This window comes from Alphaproteobacteria bacterium, assembly GCA_033344895.1.
Classification (GTDB): Bacteria; Pseudomonadota; Alphaproteobacteria; order UBA8366; family Aestuariispiraceae; genus Pacificispira.
This window is the reverse complement of the sequence record JAWPMN010000001.1, coordinates 1,655,273-1,668,634: the sequence shown is the minus strand read 5'-3', so window position 1 is coordinate 1,668,634 and position 13,362 is coordinate 1,655,273. Positions and strand designations below refer to the sequence as shown.

The following is a 13,362-nucleotide window of genomic DNA, read 5'->3' as shown; positions in this document are numbered from 1 at the left end:
TTACGAATCTGCAATGATCAGAATGTGCAGCCGCAGCGGACCATGTGCGCCGAGCTCGATCGTCTGTTCGATATCCCCGGTGCGGGACGGCCCGGTGATCAGGTTGACCACGCGGCTCAGCAGGCCCTCCGGACCGACCCTGTCGCGCAGACGGTCCCAGGCATCCTCATAGGCGCCGACCAGTTCCGATTTCTTCAGCACGACGATATGGTTTTCCGGCAGGAAATTCAGCGTGGTCGGCCCCTCCGGCCCGGCCAGAAGCATCAGGGTCCCGGTCTCTGCAATTCCGGCGAAGGCGCGGGTCAGGCCGACCTTGTCGTCGCCCGCGCTCGGCCCGAACTGAACCGACAGCGTCCGCCGCTGACCCCAGTCCAGATCCTGCAGGTCCGGATGCGGCGCGCCCCGCACCTCGGCGGGCAGATTGCGGGCGGTCAGATAGTCGGCGACGGCGGCGGGCACATCGCTCAGGCTGGCCACGTCCTGTACCGTGGCCTCCACGGCTTCGGCACGGCTGCGGAAATCCTGCAGCAACTGGGAGCCCGTGGCCCGGCCCCGCGCCGGCACGATCCCGCGCGGGCGGCTCTTCATGCGGGCCAGCAGGCGTTCGGCCGTGGCATCATCGACGGGGCCCTTGCGCCCCCGGGCCTGCCGGATCTTGCCCAGAATGGTGTCGCGCGCGGTACTCATCGGCGGGCCTCCCTCGCGCTCCGGGCGCCGCGCTTCGCTTCCCACAGATCCTGGAAGGTGCGGCCGGCCGGCGCCGCCATATCGCGATGATCGGTCCAGCCACCGGCCAGCGGCAGCGACGTGAACCGCCCGCGCTTCCTGCCGCGCCAGCCCAAAATCCCGGCCGCCAGTCGGGCACCGAGGCGATAGAGCCAGGGTCGAGCCGCCGCGAAGCCCCAGATGTCGAGCCCGAACCGGGCGGCGGGCGGCGCAAGGCCGCTTTCGAATTCCTTCTGGCGATAGGCGCGCATCATCTTGGGCAGCGGGATGCGCATCGGGCAGACATCGGCGCAGCGCCCGCAGAAAGTGGAGGCGTTGGGAAGGTGCCCACCCTCGGCAACACCGATGAAGCTGGGTGTCAGCACCGCGCCCATCGGGCCGGGATAGACCCAGCCATAGGCATGGCCGCCGACAGCGCCGTAGACCGGGCAATGGTTCATGCAGGCACCGCAGCGGATGCAGCGCAGCATGTCCTGGAATTCCGTGCCCAGCATGTCGGTGCGGCCATTGTCCAGCAGCACGACATGATATTCTTCCGGCCCGTCCGGGTCCTCGGCACGCTTCGGGCCGGTTGAGAAGGTGGTATAGGCCGAGAAATCCTGCCCCGTCGCCGAACGCGCCAGCACCCGCAGGATCGCCGAGGCGTCGTCCAGGGTGGGCACGATCTTCTCCAGGCTGGCGATCACGACGTGAACCCGCGGCAGGGTCTGGGTCAGGTCGCCATTGCCCTCATTGGTGACGATGACGCTGCTGCCAGTCTCGGCGATCAGGAAGTTCGCACCGGTGATCCCGACATCGGCGTCGAGATATTTCTGGCGCAGAATTTCCCGCGCCTCGGAAATGATCGCCTTGCGCTCCTCCAGCGGGCGTTTGGCGTCCAGATGGGTGTGCTTGCGCCGGAAATCGTCGGCGACCTGCTCCTTCAGCACATGGACGGCGGGCGCGATGATGTGGCTGGGCCCCTCGCCGCGGATCTGGATGATGTATTCACCGAGATCGGTCTCCACGACCTCATAACCGGATTCTTCCAGCGCGGCGTTCAGCGCGATCTCCTCGGAGATCATCGACTTGCCCTTGGTGACCGATTTCGCCCCGACCCGTGCGCAGATATCCAGCACGACCTGGCGTGCCTCGGCGGCGTCGCGGGCCCAGTGGACATGACCGCCGGACCGGGTCACCGCCGCCTCATAGGTCTCCAGATAATAGTCGATATGTTCCAGCGTGTGATTCTTGATGTCGCGGGCCTGGTCGCGCAAAGCATCGAATTCCGGCAGACCGGCCCGTGCCCTGGCGCGTTTTTCGACAAAGCCGACCTTCATCTTGCCCAGCGCCTGCTGCAGGTTTCCGTCGGTCAGCGCCTTCGCGCTGTTCGATTTGAAATCGCGGGTGCGGGGATCCATGGCGTCACTCCCCTTCGGCGGGCCGGGTGAAACGGGACAGATCCTCGCCGCCCTCGCCGATCGCCGGACCGTCACCCAGTCCGGCCAGGATTTCCGCGACGTGATAGGCCTTTACCGGACGACCTTCGCGCGACAGCTTGCCCGCCATGTTCAAAAGGCAGCCAAGGTCCCCGGCCAGCAGGGTATCCGCCCCTGTGCCGGCGATATCGGCGGTTTTCTCGCTGACCATCTTGTTGGATATGTCGGGATACTTGACGCAGAAGGTCCCGCCGAAGCCGCAGCAGACCTCCGCCGAGGGCAGTTCCTTCAGGGTCATGCCCTTGACCCCGGCCAGCAGCCGGCGGGGCTGGCTCTTGACCCCAAGCTCCCGCAGGCCGGAACAGCTGTCGTGATATGTTACGGTTCCGTTATAATCCGCGACCGTGGCCGGCATGCCCATGATATCGACCAGGAAGGACATCAGTTCATGGGTCTTCGCGCCCAACGCCGCCGCGGCATCCGCCAATTGCGGGTCGTCGGCGAACAGTGACGGCACATGCTCCCGGATCATCCCGGCGCAGGAACCGGACGGTGCGACCACATAGTCGAATTCTGCGAAGGCATCGATCAATCCCCGCGCCACGGCGCGCGCATGGGCGCTGTCGCCGGAATTGTAGGCCGGCTGTCCGCAACATGTCTGCGCCCTGGGAACCGCGACGGCGCAACCGGCACGTTCCAGCAGCGTGACCGCCGCAAATCCGATACGGGGTCGAAACAGATCGACGAGGCAGGTGACGAATAGACCGACGGTGACGGGCGGTGCACTGGGGGATTCTGGCGGGGAGCTGAAATCCGACATGAAGACCTTCAACCGAGTTCTCAGGAAGTACAGGGACAATGGCCAGCCTTGCCGGTAAAGGCAAGGTAAGTGCCCGCTTCAACCCCCTGACATGCCGCTTTAACGGTTTAACCCGTTGCCTTCACCCGGTTCGCCAAGGGCTTGGGAAGCAACAGGAAATACCGTCCCTTCGACTTCATGCGCCCGGCCTCCGCCAGAGCGGCATCGCCATAGCCCCAGAAGAAGTCCCCGCGGACCACACCCTTGATCGCACCGCCCTTGTCCTGGGCGACCATCAGCCGCCGCATCGGTTCCTCGCTGCCGCCCGGACGGACGGTGTCGAGCCAGAGCGGCATGCCCAGCGGGATGTAGGCGGTATCGACCGCCAGGCTGCGTTCCGGCGTCAGGGCCACGCCCTCGGCGCCGATGGGACCATCGCCATCGAGTTGGCGGAAGAAGATGAAGCGCGGGTTGTAGGCGAAGAGCTCGGCGGCCTTGTCGGGATGGTTTTCGACCCAGTTGCGGATGCCGTTCCAGCTTGCCTCATGGGCCTGCAATTCGCCCATGTCGATCAGCCGCCGCCCGATCGAGCGGTAGCCATGACCATTATGCGCGGCGAAGCCAACCCGGACCACGTCGCCATCCGGCAGGATGACCCGGCCCGATCCCTGGACCTGAAGCAGAAAGACATCGACCGGGTCATCGATCCACAGCAGTTCCAGATCCTGCCCCTCCAGCGCCCCGGCCTCGATCTCGCCACGCGTCGGATAGGGTTTCAGGCGGCCGTTCTCGACGGCACCGACGATGCCCTTGCCCTTCAGTTCCGGATCGAACAGGCCGAGATCGACCGTGATCAGATCCTCCGGCCGGGCATAGATCGGTGTCGCATAGGTCTCGTCGCGCAGTCGGGACCCGGTCAGTTCCGCCTCGAAATAGCCCGTGAACAGCCCCTGGTCGGCATCCGGCGCGTCGCCATCCGCGGCATCGGCCACGGCGAAGGGCTCAAAAAATCCCTCGAAATAGTCACGAAGGGCATCCGACCCGTCCGGCACGGCATCCAGCGCCTGACAGGCCGCCCGCCAATCCATGGCCGTGGTCTGCAGCGCATTGCTGCCGATTTCCGCCTCGGGCGACATGCGCAGGATGCGCCCGCAGGATCGCGCCAGCGCGGCCCGGGCACCGGCCATATCGTCATCGGACCAGCCGGGCAGGGCATCGAAATCGACGGCGGACAGGGTCAGGGCGGGTGGTGCCGGTTCGGCCGGCGCGGGCTCTGGCTCTGTCTCGTCCTTTTCCGCCTCGCAGGCGGTCAGGGCGGCGGCCAGGATCGCACAGGCCGCAATCAGTCGGACCGGACGGACCTGTTCGCGCATGTTGGTCAGGCCGCGACCCGGGTTTCGACCAGCTGCCAGTTCGGATCGCTGGACTTCACGTTGCGGGCAAAGGTCCATTCGTCGGATACCGTCTCAACGGTGGAGGGATCCCCATCGACGACCCGACCTTCGGAATCGTAGGTCACATTGACCTGCTGACTGACGAAGGTCACCGTCACGCGGGCGGTGTCGCCCTGCATCCCGGCCTCGGTGATCTCGGCGGAATCAATCCCGACCAGCATGTCCTCCATGCGGTGGCCCGCTTTTTCCCGGGCATCGATGGCGCCGGAGAAGCTCTCATAAGTCGGCTTGTCCAGCAGGTTCTTCAGCGTCTTGCGATCGCCCTCGGCATAAGCGGTCACGATCATTTCGAACGCCTTCTTGGCGCCTTCGATGAAGGAGTCCGGACTGAACCTGCCATCCGCCTCGTAGATCGCGCGCAGACCGTCGCCGGCCGGGCCCTCGAACTGGGCGCTGTCCGGGGTCGGCGCGTCCTGGGCGCCGGGCATGCGAACGACATTGTCCTGGGTCTCGCCCGAACGGCTTTCCTCGCGCTGTGCATCGGTCGGATGCGGCGGCGGGAAATCCGAGCGTTTCTGGTGCCCGGTACGTTTACCGAGAACACTGAACAGACGGAAAACCAGGAACAGAGCGACGGCCGCATAAATCAGAAGTTCGATGGACATACCGCCTCTGCTACCAGGTCAAACCATTGCCTTTCACGGCGCGCCGTCCTACCTGTGGGGAACCCGTGCCCTGCACGAAACGTCCCAACAGGCGCGAACTGCGCACCGCTTGCGTGGTTCAGATGTAAGCCGTCACCCGCGAAAGGGCAAGATGCCGTTCCTGATCCTTCTTCTCTTCATCGCCGTTCCGATTGCCGAAATCGCCCTGTTCATCGAAATCGGCAGCGCGATCGGCACCGTATGGACGGTGATCACGATCTTCGCGACCGCCATCATCGGCACCTGGCTGGTTCGACAGCAGGGTCTGCAGACCATGGAACGGGCGCGGGAAGCCATGAACCGCAACCAGATGCCGGTCGACGAGGTCATCGCCGGCCTGTGCATCCTGGTCGCCGGGGCATTGCTGCTGACGCCGGGTTTCCTGACCGACGCGCTGGGCTTCGTGCTGCTGATCCCGCCGCTGCGAAACGGACTGGCGAAGGCGGCGATCGGCCGCATGCGCGCCAGCGGCAAGTTCCACGTCCATGCCGGTGGTGCCCATCCGGGCGGCGCGCCGCGCGGCGGCCGGGGCCCGATCATCGATGGCGAATTCGAGGACGTGTCCGACCCGGATCCGAATTCCCCCTGGAACCGGGGCGCGGGGGAGGAGCAGGACAGCCTGCCGCCCGGCGACCGGGCCCGACCGGATCAGGACCCTGACCGGGACGGGGGGCGCAAACCGTGATTCTGGTGCGCCACGGACAATCCGAATTCAATGTGCGCTACGCCGAAAACCCGGTTGATCCCGGCATTCGGGATCCGCGCCTCACCGATACGGGCCGCCGCCAGATCGAGGCCGCCGCAACTTTCATCGCCGACGGTCACCGCGACGGTCTGCGCCGCATCGTCGCCTCGCCCTATACCCGCACCCTGCAGTCGGCGGAGATTCTGGCGGAAGCGCTGGATCTGCCGATCCGGATCGATGCCGATGTGCGCGAGCATGCCCATTTCACCTGCGATATCGGCACCACGCGAAGCGACCTGCTGACGGCCTGGCCGCATCTGGATTTCGGTCATCTGGACGAGGAATGGTGGCCCGGACCGGAACTGGAGAGCGAGGTCGATCGCAGGGCCATGGCATATCGCCAGCGCATGGCCGCGACCGACGATTGGGCGCAGACGCTGGTCGTGACCCATTGGGGCTTCATCCGCTCGCTGACCGGACACCGGGTGAAGAACGCCACCGTCCTGCGGCTCGACCCGACCCTGCCGCATCCGGCCGGGGCCGAGGTTGTCTGCGTCCCGGATGTGTGATAGCGACCCTCAGCTTTTCAGAACCTCTCCGGATTGCCCGAATGCCGGGCTTTCCCGATCCAACTGACGGATAACTGACCCCATGGCAGACGATCGCGATTCCGCGCCCGCTAACCCCAGCGATATTCCGAAGACGGCCAATCCCGGCACCCAGGCCGAGCCGCCGTATCAAATCATGCGGCAATACATCAAGGATCTGTCCTTCGAGAACCCGAACGCGCCGCAGACCTTCGCCAGCAACGCCGCCCCGGAAGCCAGCATCGTCATCGACGTGCAGACCGCCGCCCTGGGCGGGCGCGATGTCGAGGTCGTGCTGACCGTCGAGGTGAAGGCGGAGCAGGACGGGCAGACGGCCTACATCCTGGAACTGGCCTATGCCGCCATCGTGCGCGTCGGCCAGGTGCCGAAAGAGGCGCTGAATGCCCTTTTGCTGGTCGAAGTGCCGCGCATGCTGTTCCCCTTCGTGCGCCAGATCGTCTGTGATTCCACGCGCTCCGGCGGCTTCTCGATGTTGCTGCTGGCGCCGTTCGATTTCGTCCAGCTCTACCGCCAGCGCCTGGCTGCCCAGGAACAGGCCCAGAAGGACGCCGAAGGCAAGGGCGCTGCGGAAGGCGAGACCGCAGAGGCGTAATTTCCACCGCACCCGTGTTCCTGCGAAAGCAGGAACCTTCTTTCCCGGCACCGCACCTACCCTGCGAAGGCTCCTGCTTTCGCAGGAGCGCGCCCGGTGATGTCACAAAACTAAAGTCGTATTCCTGCGAAAGCTGGAGTCGCGGCCGGTCTTGCACCGCCCTTACAGCGCCGTGCGCACCGACCAGAGTTCCGGGAACAGGACCGTCTCCAGCATCTTGCGCAGATAGGGGACGCCGCTGGTGCCGCCGGTGCCGCGTTTGGCGCCGATGACGCGTTCGACCGTGGTGACATGGTTGAAGCGCCAGCGCCGAAAATAGTCCTCCAGATCGACCAGCTTCTCGCCCAGCTCGTAGAGTTCCCAATGGGTCTGCGGGGCGCGGTAGACCGTGCGCCACGCCGCCTCGACCGCCGGATCGGCCTCGTGCCGGACGGACAGGTCGCGGGTCCGGACCGTGTCGGGAATATCCAGCCCCGCCGCCGCCAGCCGCCCCAGAGCGGCATCATAGAGGCTGGGGGTCTTCAGTTCATTACGTAACCGATCCATTACTGTTGACCGGGATTCATGCATGTCCATCAGGGACTTGTTGCGGTTCCCCAGCAGGAATTCGATCTCGCGATACTGAAAAGACTGGAAGCCGGACGAATTGGCGAGTGACGGCCGGAAGGTGGTGTATTCCGATGGCGTCATGGTACGCAGCACGTCCCAGGCACTGTTCAGCTGTTCGAAGATCCGCGCCACCCGGGTCAGCATCTTGAAGGACGGTCGTGTTTCCCCCGCCAGGATCGCCGCACGCGCGGCATGCAGCTCATGCAGGGCAAGGCGCATCCACAATTCCGACGTCTGGTGCTGAATGATGAACAGCAGCTCGTCATGGGCATCCGAGCGCGGATGCTGGCTGTCGAACAGGGTATCCAGACCCAGATAGTCGGCGTAGGAAATGTCGGGCGGCGTTTCGGTCATGTCGGGTTCCTTCGAAATACTACCCAAACCCTTACCGTATTCCTGCGAAAGCAGGAATCTTCCTCGGGCCTGTACCTGATCGATGAAGGCTCCTGCTTTCGCAGGAGCACCGCCGTCACTGACCCGCTGGATCCGCAATAGCGGTCACGGATCGGAAGTTCCGGGCGGTTGCGGCGACGCCGAGGCATTTCTCCGCTTTCTCCACCAGTTTCGACCGGCCAATCCCATTCAGGGCATGCAGATAGAACACGCGGTCAGCAGGTCGCGCAGACCGGCCATGGGGAGCTTGTTGCTGCCACCGACATTGATGCCACGCAGAAGGGCGATCCAGACGGTCATGGCGTAGACCCCTGCATTGACTGTCCGCCCCCACAAGGCATTCCTGCGAAGCTAGGAACTTCGCCGGGTCACAGCCTTGACGGTGGCAAGGAGCCTCCCGCTTTCGCAGGAGCACGCCGCACCCGGACTACTGGTTCATGCTGTCGAAGAATTCGTTGTTGTTCTTCGAATGCTTGATCTTGTCGAGGAGGAATTCCATCGCGTCGACCACGCCCATCGGCATGAGGATGCGGCGCAGGACCCACATCTTCGACAGCGTGCCCTTGTCGACCAGCAGTTCCTCCTTCCGGGTGCCCGACTTGGTGATGTCGATGGCCGGGAAGGTGCGCTTGTCGCTGAGCTTGCGGTCCAGGATGATTTCCGAGTTACCGGTGCCCTTGAACTCTTCGAAGATGACTTCGTCCATGCGGCTGCCGGTATCGATCAGCGCGGTCGAGATGATGGTCAGCGAGCCGCCTTCCTCGATATTCCGCGCCGCGCCGAAGAAGCGCTTCGGACGCTGCAGGGCGTTGGCATCGACACCGCCGGTCAGGACCTTGCCCGAGGACGGGACGACCGTGTTGTAGGCGCGGGCCAGGCGGGTGATCGAATCCAGCAGGATGACCACGTCGCGCTTGTGTTCGACCAGGCGCTTGGCCTTTTCGATCACCATTTCGGCGACCTGGACGTGGCGCTGTGCCGGCTCGTCGAAGGTAGAGGACACGACCTCGCCCTTCACGGAGCGCTGCATGTCCGTCACTTCTTCCGGCCGCTCGTCGATCAGCAGGACCAGCAGATAGACTTCCGGATGGTTCTGCGAAATCGCGTGGGCGACATTCTGCATCAGCATCGTCTTACCGGTGCGCGGCGGCGCGACGATCAGCGCGCGCTGACCCTTGCCCAGCGGCGCGACCAGATCGATGACCCGGGTCGACTGTTCCTTCTTCTTGCTCTTCTGATCGTCGTTGCCTTCGATTTCGAGCTGCAGCTTCTCATCGGGATAAAGCGGCGTCAGGTTGTCGAAATTGATTCGATGCCGAACCGAATCCGGCTCGTCGAAATTGACCTTGTTCACCTTCAGCAGGGCGAAATAGCGCTCGCCGTCCTTCGGCGCGCGGATCTGACCCTCGACCGTATCGCCGGTACGCAGACCGAAGCGGCGCACCTGGCTGGGCGAGACATAGATGTCATCCGGCCCGGCCAGATAATTTGCCTCGGGCGAGCGCAGGAAGCCGAACCCGTCGGACAGGACCTCAAGCACCCCCTCGCCATAAATCGCCACATCGTTCATCGCCAGCTGCTTGAGGCAGGCGAACATCAATTCCTGTTTGCGCAGGTTCGAGGCGTTCTCGATCTCCAGCTCTTCCGCGAAAGCCAGGAGTTCGGGCGGGGATTTCTGTTTCAGTTCTTTGAGATGCATGGGTTTCTTGTGCTCTGTCGCGAGGATTTTCTGACAGGGAGTCTGTCGGGACGCTGCGTTCCTGTGGCCCGACGAATGGTGCTATCGGGTACGACTCTGCCAGGTCGGTGGCTGTTCGGTTGGAACCGTGCGTTTTTGGAGGCCCGGGTTTCCGGGGTGCGATGCGCCGGACTTCCTGCCCGACGCTTCTCAAATAGGCCGCATCGCGTCGGAAGTCAAATGGAGGTTTCATGAAAGGCTGTGACAAGGTCTTCAAATCGCACGCGGATATACTTCTGGCATATACATCCGACCCATTTTCGTATACGTGTTGAGTATATACCGGCGAGGTGACCCGATGACCAGGACGACGATCTTCACCAACAATCGTACCCAGGCCGTGCGGATTCCCAAGGCGCTGGCCTTTCCGGCCCATGTCACCGCGGTCGAGATCGCGGAGGTCGGTCAGGCGCGGGTCATCGCACCGGGCGGGGCCCTCTGGGACGATTTCTTCGCTGCCCCCGGGGTCACCGAGGATTTCATGCCGGATGACGATCCCGCCAGGGCAACGGGGCGGTAATGGCGGGATTTCTGCTGGACACTGACATCTGCCTTCGCGCGATCCGTGACCGGGAGGAAGGGCTGCGGGTGCGGTTCAACGCCCATGCAGATGAGCTGGGCGTTTCCCCGATTTCACTGACAGCGTTGTTCGAAGGGGCGGAACGCACGGAGCGGCCGGAGCGGAACCGCCGGATCGTCAAGGAATTCGCCATGCGCCTGACTGTCCGCGCCTTCGACCATGATGCGGCCATCCATGCCGGCGAAATCCGTGCGGGATCGCCGTTCGACGCCGACCGGGCGATGATCGCTGCCACGGCGCGGGCCAACGGCCTGATCCTCGTCACCGGCGCGCCACAGGCCTATCGCTCAATTCCGGGCCTGCGCCTGGAAACCTGGTAGGGTCAGAAGGGTTTCACGATCACCAGGATGACGATCCCGACCATCAGTAGGGCGGGGACCTCGTTCATGAAACGATAGAAGCGTTCCGTCCGCGTGTTGCGGTCCGCCTCGAAATCCTTGCGCCAGCGGGCCATCACCATGTGATAGCCGGTCATCAGCAGGACCAGCGCCATCTTGGCGTGGAACCATCCCGCGGTGAACCAGTAGGCGTCATAGGCTGCCCACAAGCCGAAGATCCAGGTCGCGATCATTGCCGGATTGCCGATCCCGCGCAGCAGGCGGCGTTCCATCGCCTTGAAGGTTTCGGACTTGTCGGACCCGACCTCGGCCGATGCGTGATAGACGTAGAGCCGCGGCAGATAGAGCAGCACGGCCATCCAGGAGATGACCGACAGGACATGCAGCGCCTTTATCCACTCGTACATCGATCCGCTCCCTTTCTTCGTTTGCCCCATTGACCGGGACAAAACTGAAAACTCTCCTACCTGCACCGCCGTATTGGTGCGAAAACCGGCAATCGTTCCGTGCTCCTGCGAAAGCAGGAGCCTTGGATAACCCCGGCACCCTGCGAGCGTCACGAAGATTCCTGCGTTCGCAGGAATACGGCAGTTGGTGGCAAGAACTAGATCCAGCCGCCCAATTCGCGCCGGGCAAGGGTCTCCAGCAGATCGATCATCGGTGGGGTGGCGTTGAGGCAGGGGATATAGGTGAAGCGCTCGCCGCCGTTTTCCTCAAACGTCTCACGCAGGCCGATGGCAAGTTCCTCCAGGGTCTCGACACAGTCGGAGACGAAACCGGGGGAGATCATGGCGATGCTTTTCACGCCTTCCTTGGCCAGACCCGCCACTGTCGGCTCGGCATAGGGTTGCAGCCATTCCTTCGGCCCGAACCGGGACTGGAAGACAACCTGGAACCGATCCTGCGGCCAGCCAAGATCCTCGCGCAGCAGACGGGCGGTCTTCTGGCAGAAACAGTGATACGGATCGCCCTTGTCCAGAGTTTCGCGCGGCATGCCGTGGAAACTGCACAGCAGGCGATCCGGTTCCGGCTGATCCCTGAGGGCGGCGCGGACACTGTCACCCAGCGCCCGAATGTAGGCCGGATCGTCATGAAAGGTCGGCAGAACCCGCATGGCCGGCTGACGGCGCAGCCGGGCCAGATGGGCATTCGCCTTATCGACGACGGACGCCGTGGTCGCGGCGGAATACTGGGGATAGAGCGGTGCCAGCAGAATGCGCTGACAGCCCTGGTTCATCAGGGAATCGATCCCCTGCACGATGGAGGGAGAGCCATAGCGCATGGCCCAGTCGACGATCACCCCCTCGGCGTCCAGCCGTGGCGCCAGTTCCTGTGCCTGGGCGCGGGTGTAATGGCGCAAAGGGCTTTCATCGGTTTCGGTCATCCAGATCTTGCGATAGGCCTCACCGGATTTCTTCGGCCGGGTGTTGAGAATGATCCCGTGCAGAATGGGCCACCACAGCCATTTCGGCGCCTCGATGACCCGGGTATCGGACAGAAATTCCCCCAGATAGCGCCGCATGCTCTTGACGTCATACCCGTCCGGCGTGCCCAGATTGACCAGCAGGACACCGGTTTTCGGCGGCGTTACGGGCGGATGATTGCGCGGCAGTGTGGGGGACATGGCATGCGTCTCTGTTGCGGTCGCCTCACGATGTAGCGCGGCGTATCCGCTCGACCAGCCTTGCCACATGGTCCGGCGGCGTTTCCTTGATGATGCCGTGACCGAGGTTGAAGACATGCGCTCGGCCGTCAAACACCTCCAGAATATGATCCACCGCCCGATCCAGTGCTTCCCCACCGGCCAGCAGCGCCATCGGATCCAGATTGCCCTGCGTCACCACGTCGCGCGGTATTTCCCGGGCGGCCCATGCCGCGGGCAGCCCCTGGTCCAGTGACACGGCCGTGACGCCTGTCTGTGACGCGTATTCGGTGTAGAGCGGCCCGACGGCGCGCGGAAAGCCGATGATCGGCACATCGGGGTGACTTTCGCGAACCCGATCGACGATGGCCTTCGCCGGCGCGAGGGACCAGCGGCGGAATCCGGCTTCGTCCAGGGCCCCGGCCCAGGAATCGAATAGCTGCACTGCCTGTGCGCCGGCATCGATCTGGGCCACGAGATAGGTCGCCGTCGAGTCCACAAGCAGATCGATCAGCCGCTGGAATCCGTCCGGATCGTGATAGGCCCAGAGCTTCGTCTTCGCAAAATCGCGCGATGAACCGCCTTCGATCATGTAGGTCGCGACGGTCCAGGGCGCCCCGGCAAATCCGATCAGCGCGGTTTCCATCGGCAGGGCAGCGCTCAGTTTCGCGACCGTCTCGAAGACCGGCTGAAGATGTCCCAGAACCGCGTCGGGCTTCAGGATCGACAAATCCGATGCATCGCGCAGCGGCTCCAGCTTCGGGCCTTCGCCTTCGACGAACCAGACCTTCTGCTGCAGGGCATGGGGCAGGACCAGAATGTCCGAAAACAGGATCGCGGCATCGAACCCGAACCGTCGGATCGGCTGAAGGGTGACTTCGCAGGCCCGGTCCGGATCGTAGCACAGGTCCAGAAACCCGCCGACATCCGCCCGGACGGCACGGTATTCCGGCAGATATCGTCCGGCCTGGCGCATCAGCCAGATTGGCGGACTGTCCTGGACTTCGCCGTACAACGTCCTGAGGAACGGCTTCGGGGAACGCTGGACACTCATGGACGGGCTTTCGATACACAGATCATGGGTTCATCCTTATAAGTAATATTATTAATTAGAAAAGAGAGTGGTTGTGGTTGGG

The 13,362-nt window shown here is 63.7% G+C and carries 15 protein-coding genes and 1 pseudogene; 5 read left to right on the top strand and 11 right to left on the bottom strand.

The annotated features are described in order from the left end of the window. The 5 genes from R8L07_08165 to R8L07_08145 all read right to left on the bottom strand — a co-directional run bounded on the left by R8L07_08165 (position 1) and on the right by R8L07_08145 (position 5,002). Complete coding sequence (locus R8L07_08165; protein ID MDW3205507.1) at positions 1-687, bottom strand: lactate utilization protein; 687 nt, start codon at positions 685-687, stop codon at positions 1-3. Next, positions 684-2,126, bottom strand: coding sequence for a LutB/LldF family L-lactate oxidation iron-sulfur protein (locus tag R8L07_08160; GenBank protein ID MDW3205506.1), 1,443 nt, complete (start codon positions 2,124-2,126; stop codon positions 684-686). Before R8L07_08160 ends, R8L07_08165 begins: the two co-directional genes overlap by 4 nt. A 4-nt stretch (positions 2,127-2,130) precedes the next feature. Continuing rightward, a complete protein-coding gene (locus R8L07_08155) occupies positions 2,131-2,964 on the bottom strand; it encodes a (Fe-S)-binding protein (GenBank protein MDW3205505.1) in 834 nt (277 codons plus the stop codon). 107 nt (positions 2,965-3,071) lie between these two features. Continuing rightward, positions 3,072-4,316, bottom strand: a complete 1,245-nt coding sequence (locus tag R8L07_08150; protein MDW3205504.1) for an MltA domain-containing protein — start codon at positions 4,314-4,316, stop codon at positions 3,072-3,074. A gap of 5 nt (positions 4,317-4,321) precedes the next feature. Continuing rightward, a complete protein-coding gene (locus tag R8L07_08145) occupies positions 4,322-5,002 on the bottom strand; it encodes a Tim44/TimA family putative adaptor protein (GenBank protein MDW3205503.1) in 681 nt (226 codons plus the stop codon). A 151-nt stretch (positions 5,003-5,153) separates the two neighbouring features. Here R8L07_08145 and R8L07_08140 point away from each other — a divergent pair, with 151 nt between their 5' ends. The 3 genes from R8L07_08140 (at position 5,154) to secB (ending at position 6,926) form a co-directional block, all read left to right on the top strand. Then, on the top strand, positions 5,154-5,726 hold the full coding sequence (locus R8L07_08140) for an FxsA family protein (protein MDW3205502.1): 573 nt from the start codon (positions 5,154-5,156) through the stop codon (positions 5,724-5,726). Further along, the gene (locus tag R8L07_08135; GenBank protein ID MDW3205501.1) at positions 5,723-6,295 is read left to right on the top strand and encodes a histidine phosphatase family protein; all 573 of its coding nucleotides are present in this window, start codon (positions 5,723-5,725) and stop codon (positions 6,293-6,295) included. Before R8L07_08140 ends, R8L07_08135 begins: the two co-directional genes overlap by 4 nt. A gap of 82 nt (positions 6,296-6,377) precedes the next feature. Then, a complete protein-coding gene (gene secB, locus R8L07_08130) occupies positions 6,378-6,926 on the top strand; it encodes a protein-export chaperone SecB (GenBank protein ID MDW3205500.1) in 549 nt (182 codons plus the stop codon). A gap of 162 nt (positions 6,927-7,088) precedes the next feature. On the opposite strand, the gene kynA is transcribed toward secB, so the two are convergent. From kynA to rho, 3 genes and pseudogenes are all read right to left on the bottom strand, one after another. Beyond that, a complete protein-coding gene (kynA, locus tag R8L07_08125; GenBank protein MDW3205499.1) occupies positions 7,089-7,889 on the bottom strand; it encodes a tryptophan 2,3-dioxygenase in 801 nt (266 codons plus the stop codon). Between the two features lie 264 nt (positions 7,890-8,153). Beyond that, positions 8,154-8,228, bottom strand: a pseudogene (locus tag R8L07_08120) (DUF1697 domain-containing protein). A 127-nt stretch (positions 8,229-8,355) separates the two neighbouring features. Further along, positions 8,356-9,627, bottom strand: a complete 1,272-nt coding sequence (rho, locus tag R8L07_08115) for a transcription termination factor Rho (protein ID MDW3205498.1) — start codon at positions 9,625-9,627, stop codon at positions 8,356-8,358. A gap of 337 nt (positions 9,628-9,964) precedes the next feature. Here rho and vapB point away from each other — a divergent pair, with 337 nt between their 5' ends. Together vapB and R8L07_08105 are read left to right on the top strand one after the other, a co-directional pair. Beyond that, positions 9,965-10,186 carry a type II toxin-antitoxin system VapB family antitoxin gene (gene vapB / locus R8L07_08110; protein MDW3205497.1) on the top strand — a complete coding sequence of 74 codons (222 nt, stop codon included), beginning with the start codon at positions 9,965-9,967 and terminating at the stop codon, positions 10,184-10,186. Beyond that, a complete protein-coding gene (locus R8L07_08105) occupies positions 10,186-10,566 on the top strand; it encodes a PIN domain-containing protein (protein MDW3205496.1) in 381 nt (126 codons plus the stop codon). Before vapB ends, R8L07_08105 begins: the two co-directional genes overlap by 1 nt. Positions 10,567-10,568: 2 nt before the next feature. On the opposite strand, the gene hemJ is transcribed toward R8L07_08105, so the two are convergent. From hemJ to hemE, 3 genes are all read right to left on the bottom strand, one after another. Continuing rightward, the gene (hemJ, locus tag R8L07_08100) at positions 10,569-10,991 is read right to left on the bottom strand and encodes a protoporphyrinogen oxidase HemJ (protein MDW3205495.1); all 423 of its coding nucleotides are present in this window, start codon (positions 10,989-10,991) and stop codon (positions 10,569-10,571) included. A 197-nt stretch (positions 10,992-11,188) separates the two neighbouring features. Beyond that, positions 11,189-12,208 (bottom strand): ferrochelatase, encoded by a 1,020-nt coding sequence (hemH, locus tag R8L07_08095; GenBank protein MDW3205494.1) that lies wholly within the window; start codon positions 12,206-12,208, stop codon positions 11,189-11,191. A gap of 25 nt (positions 12,209-12,233) precedes the next feature. After that, the gene (gene hemE / locus R8L07_08090; protein ID MDW3205493.1) at positions 12,234-13,280 is read right to left on the bottom strand and encodes a uroporphyrinogen decarboxylase; all 1,047 of its coding nucleotides are present in this window, start codon (positions 13,278-13,280) and stop codon (positions 12,234-12,236) included. Positions 13,281-13,362 lie beyond the last annotated feature (82 nt).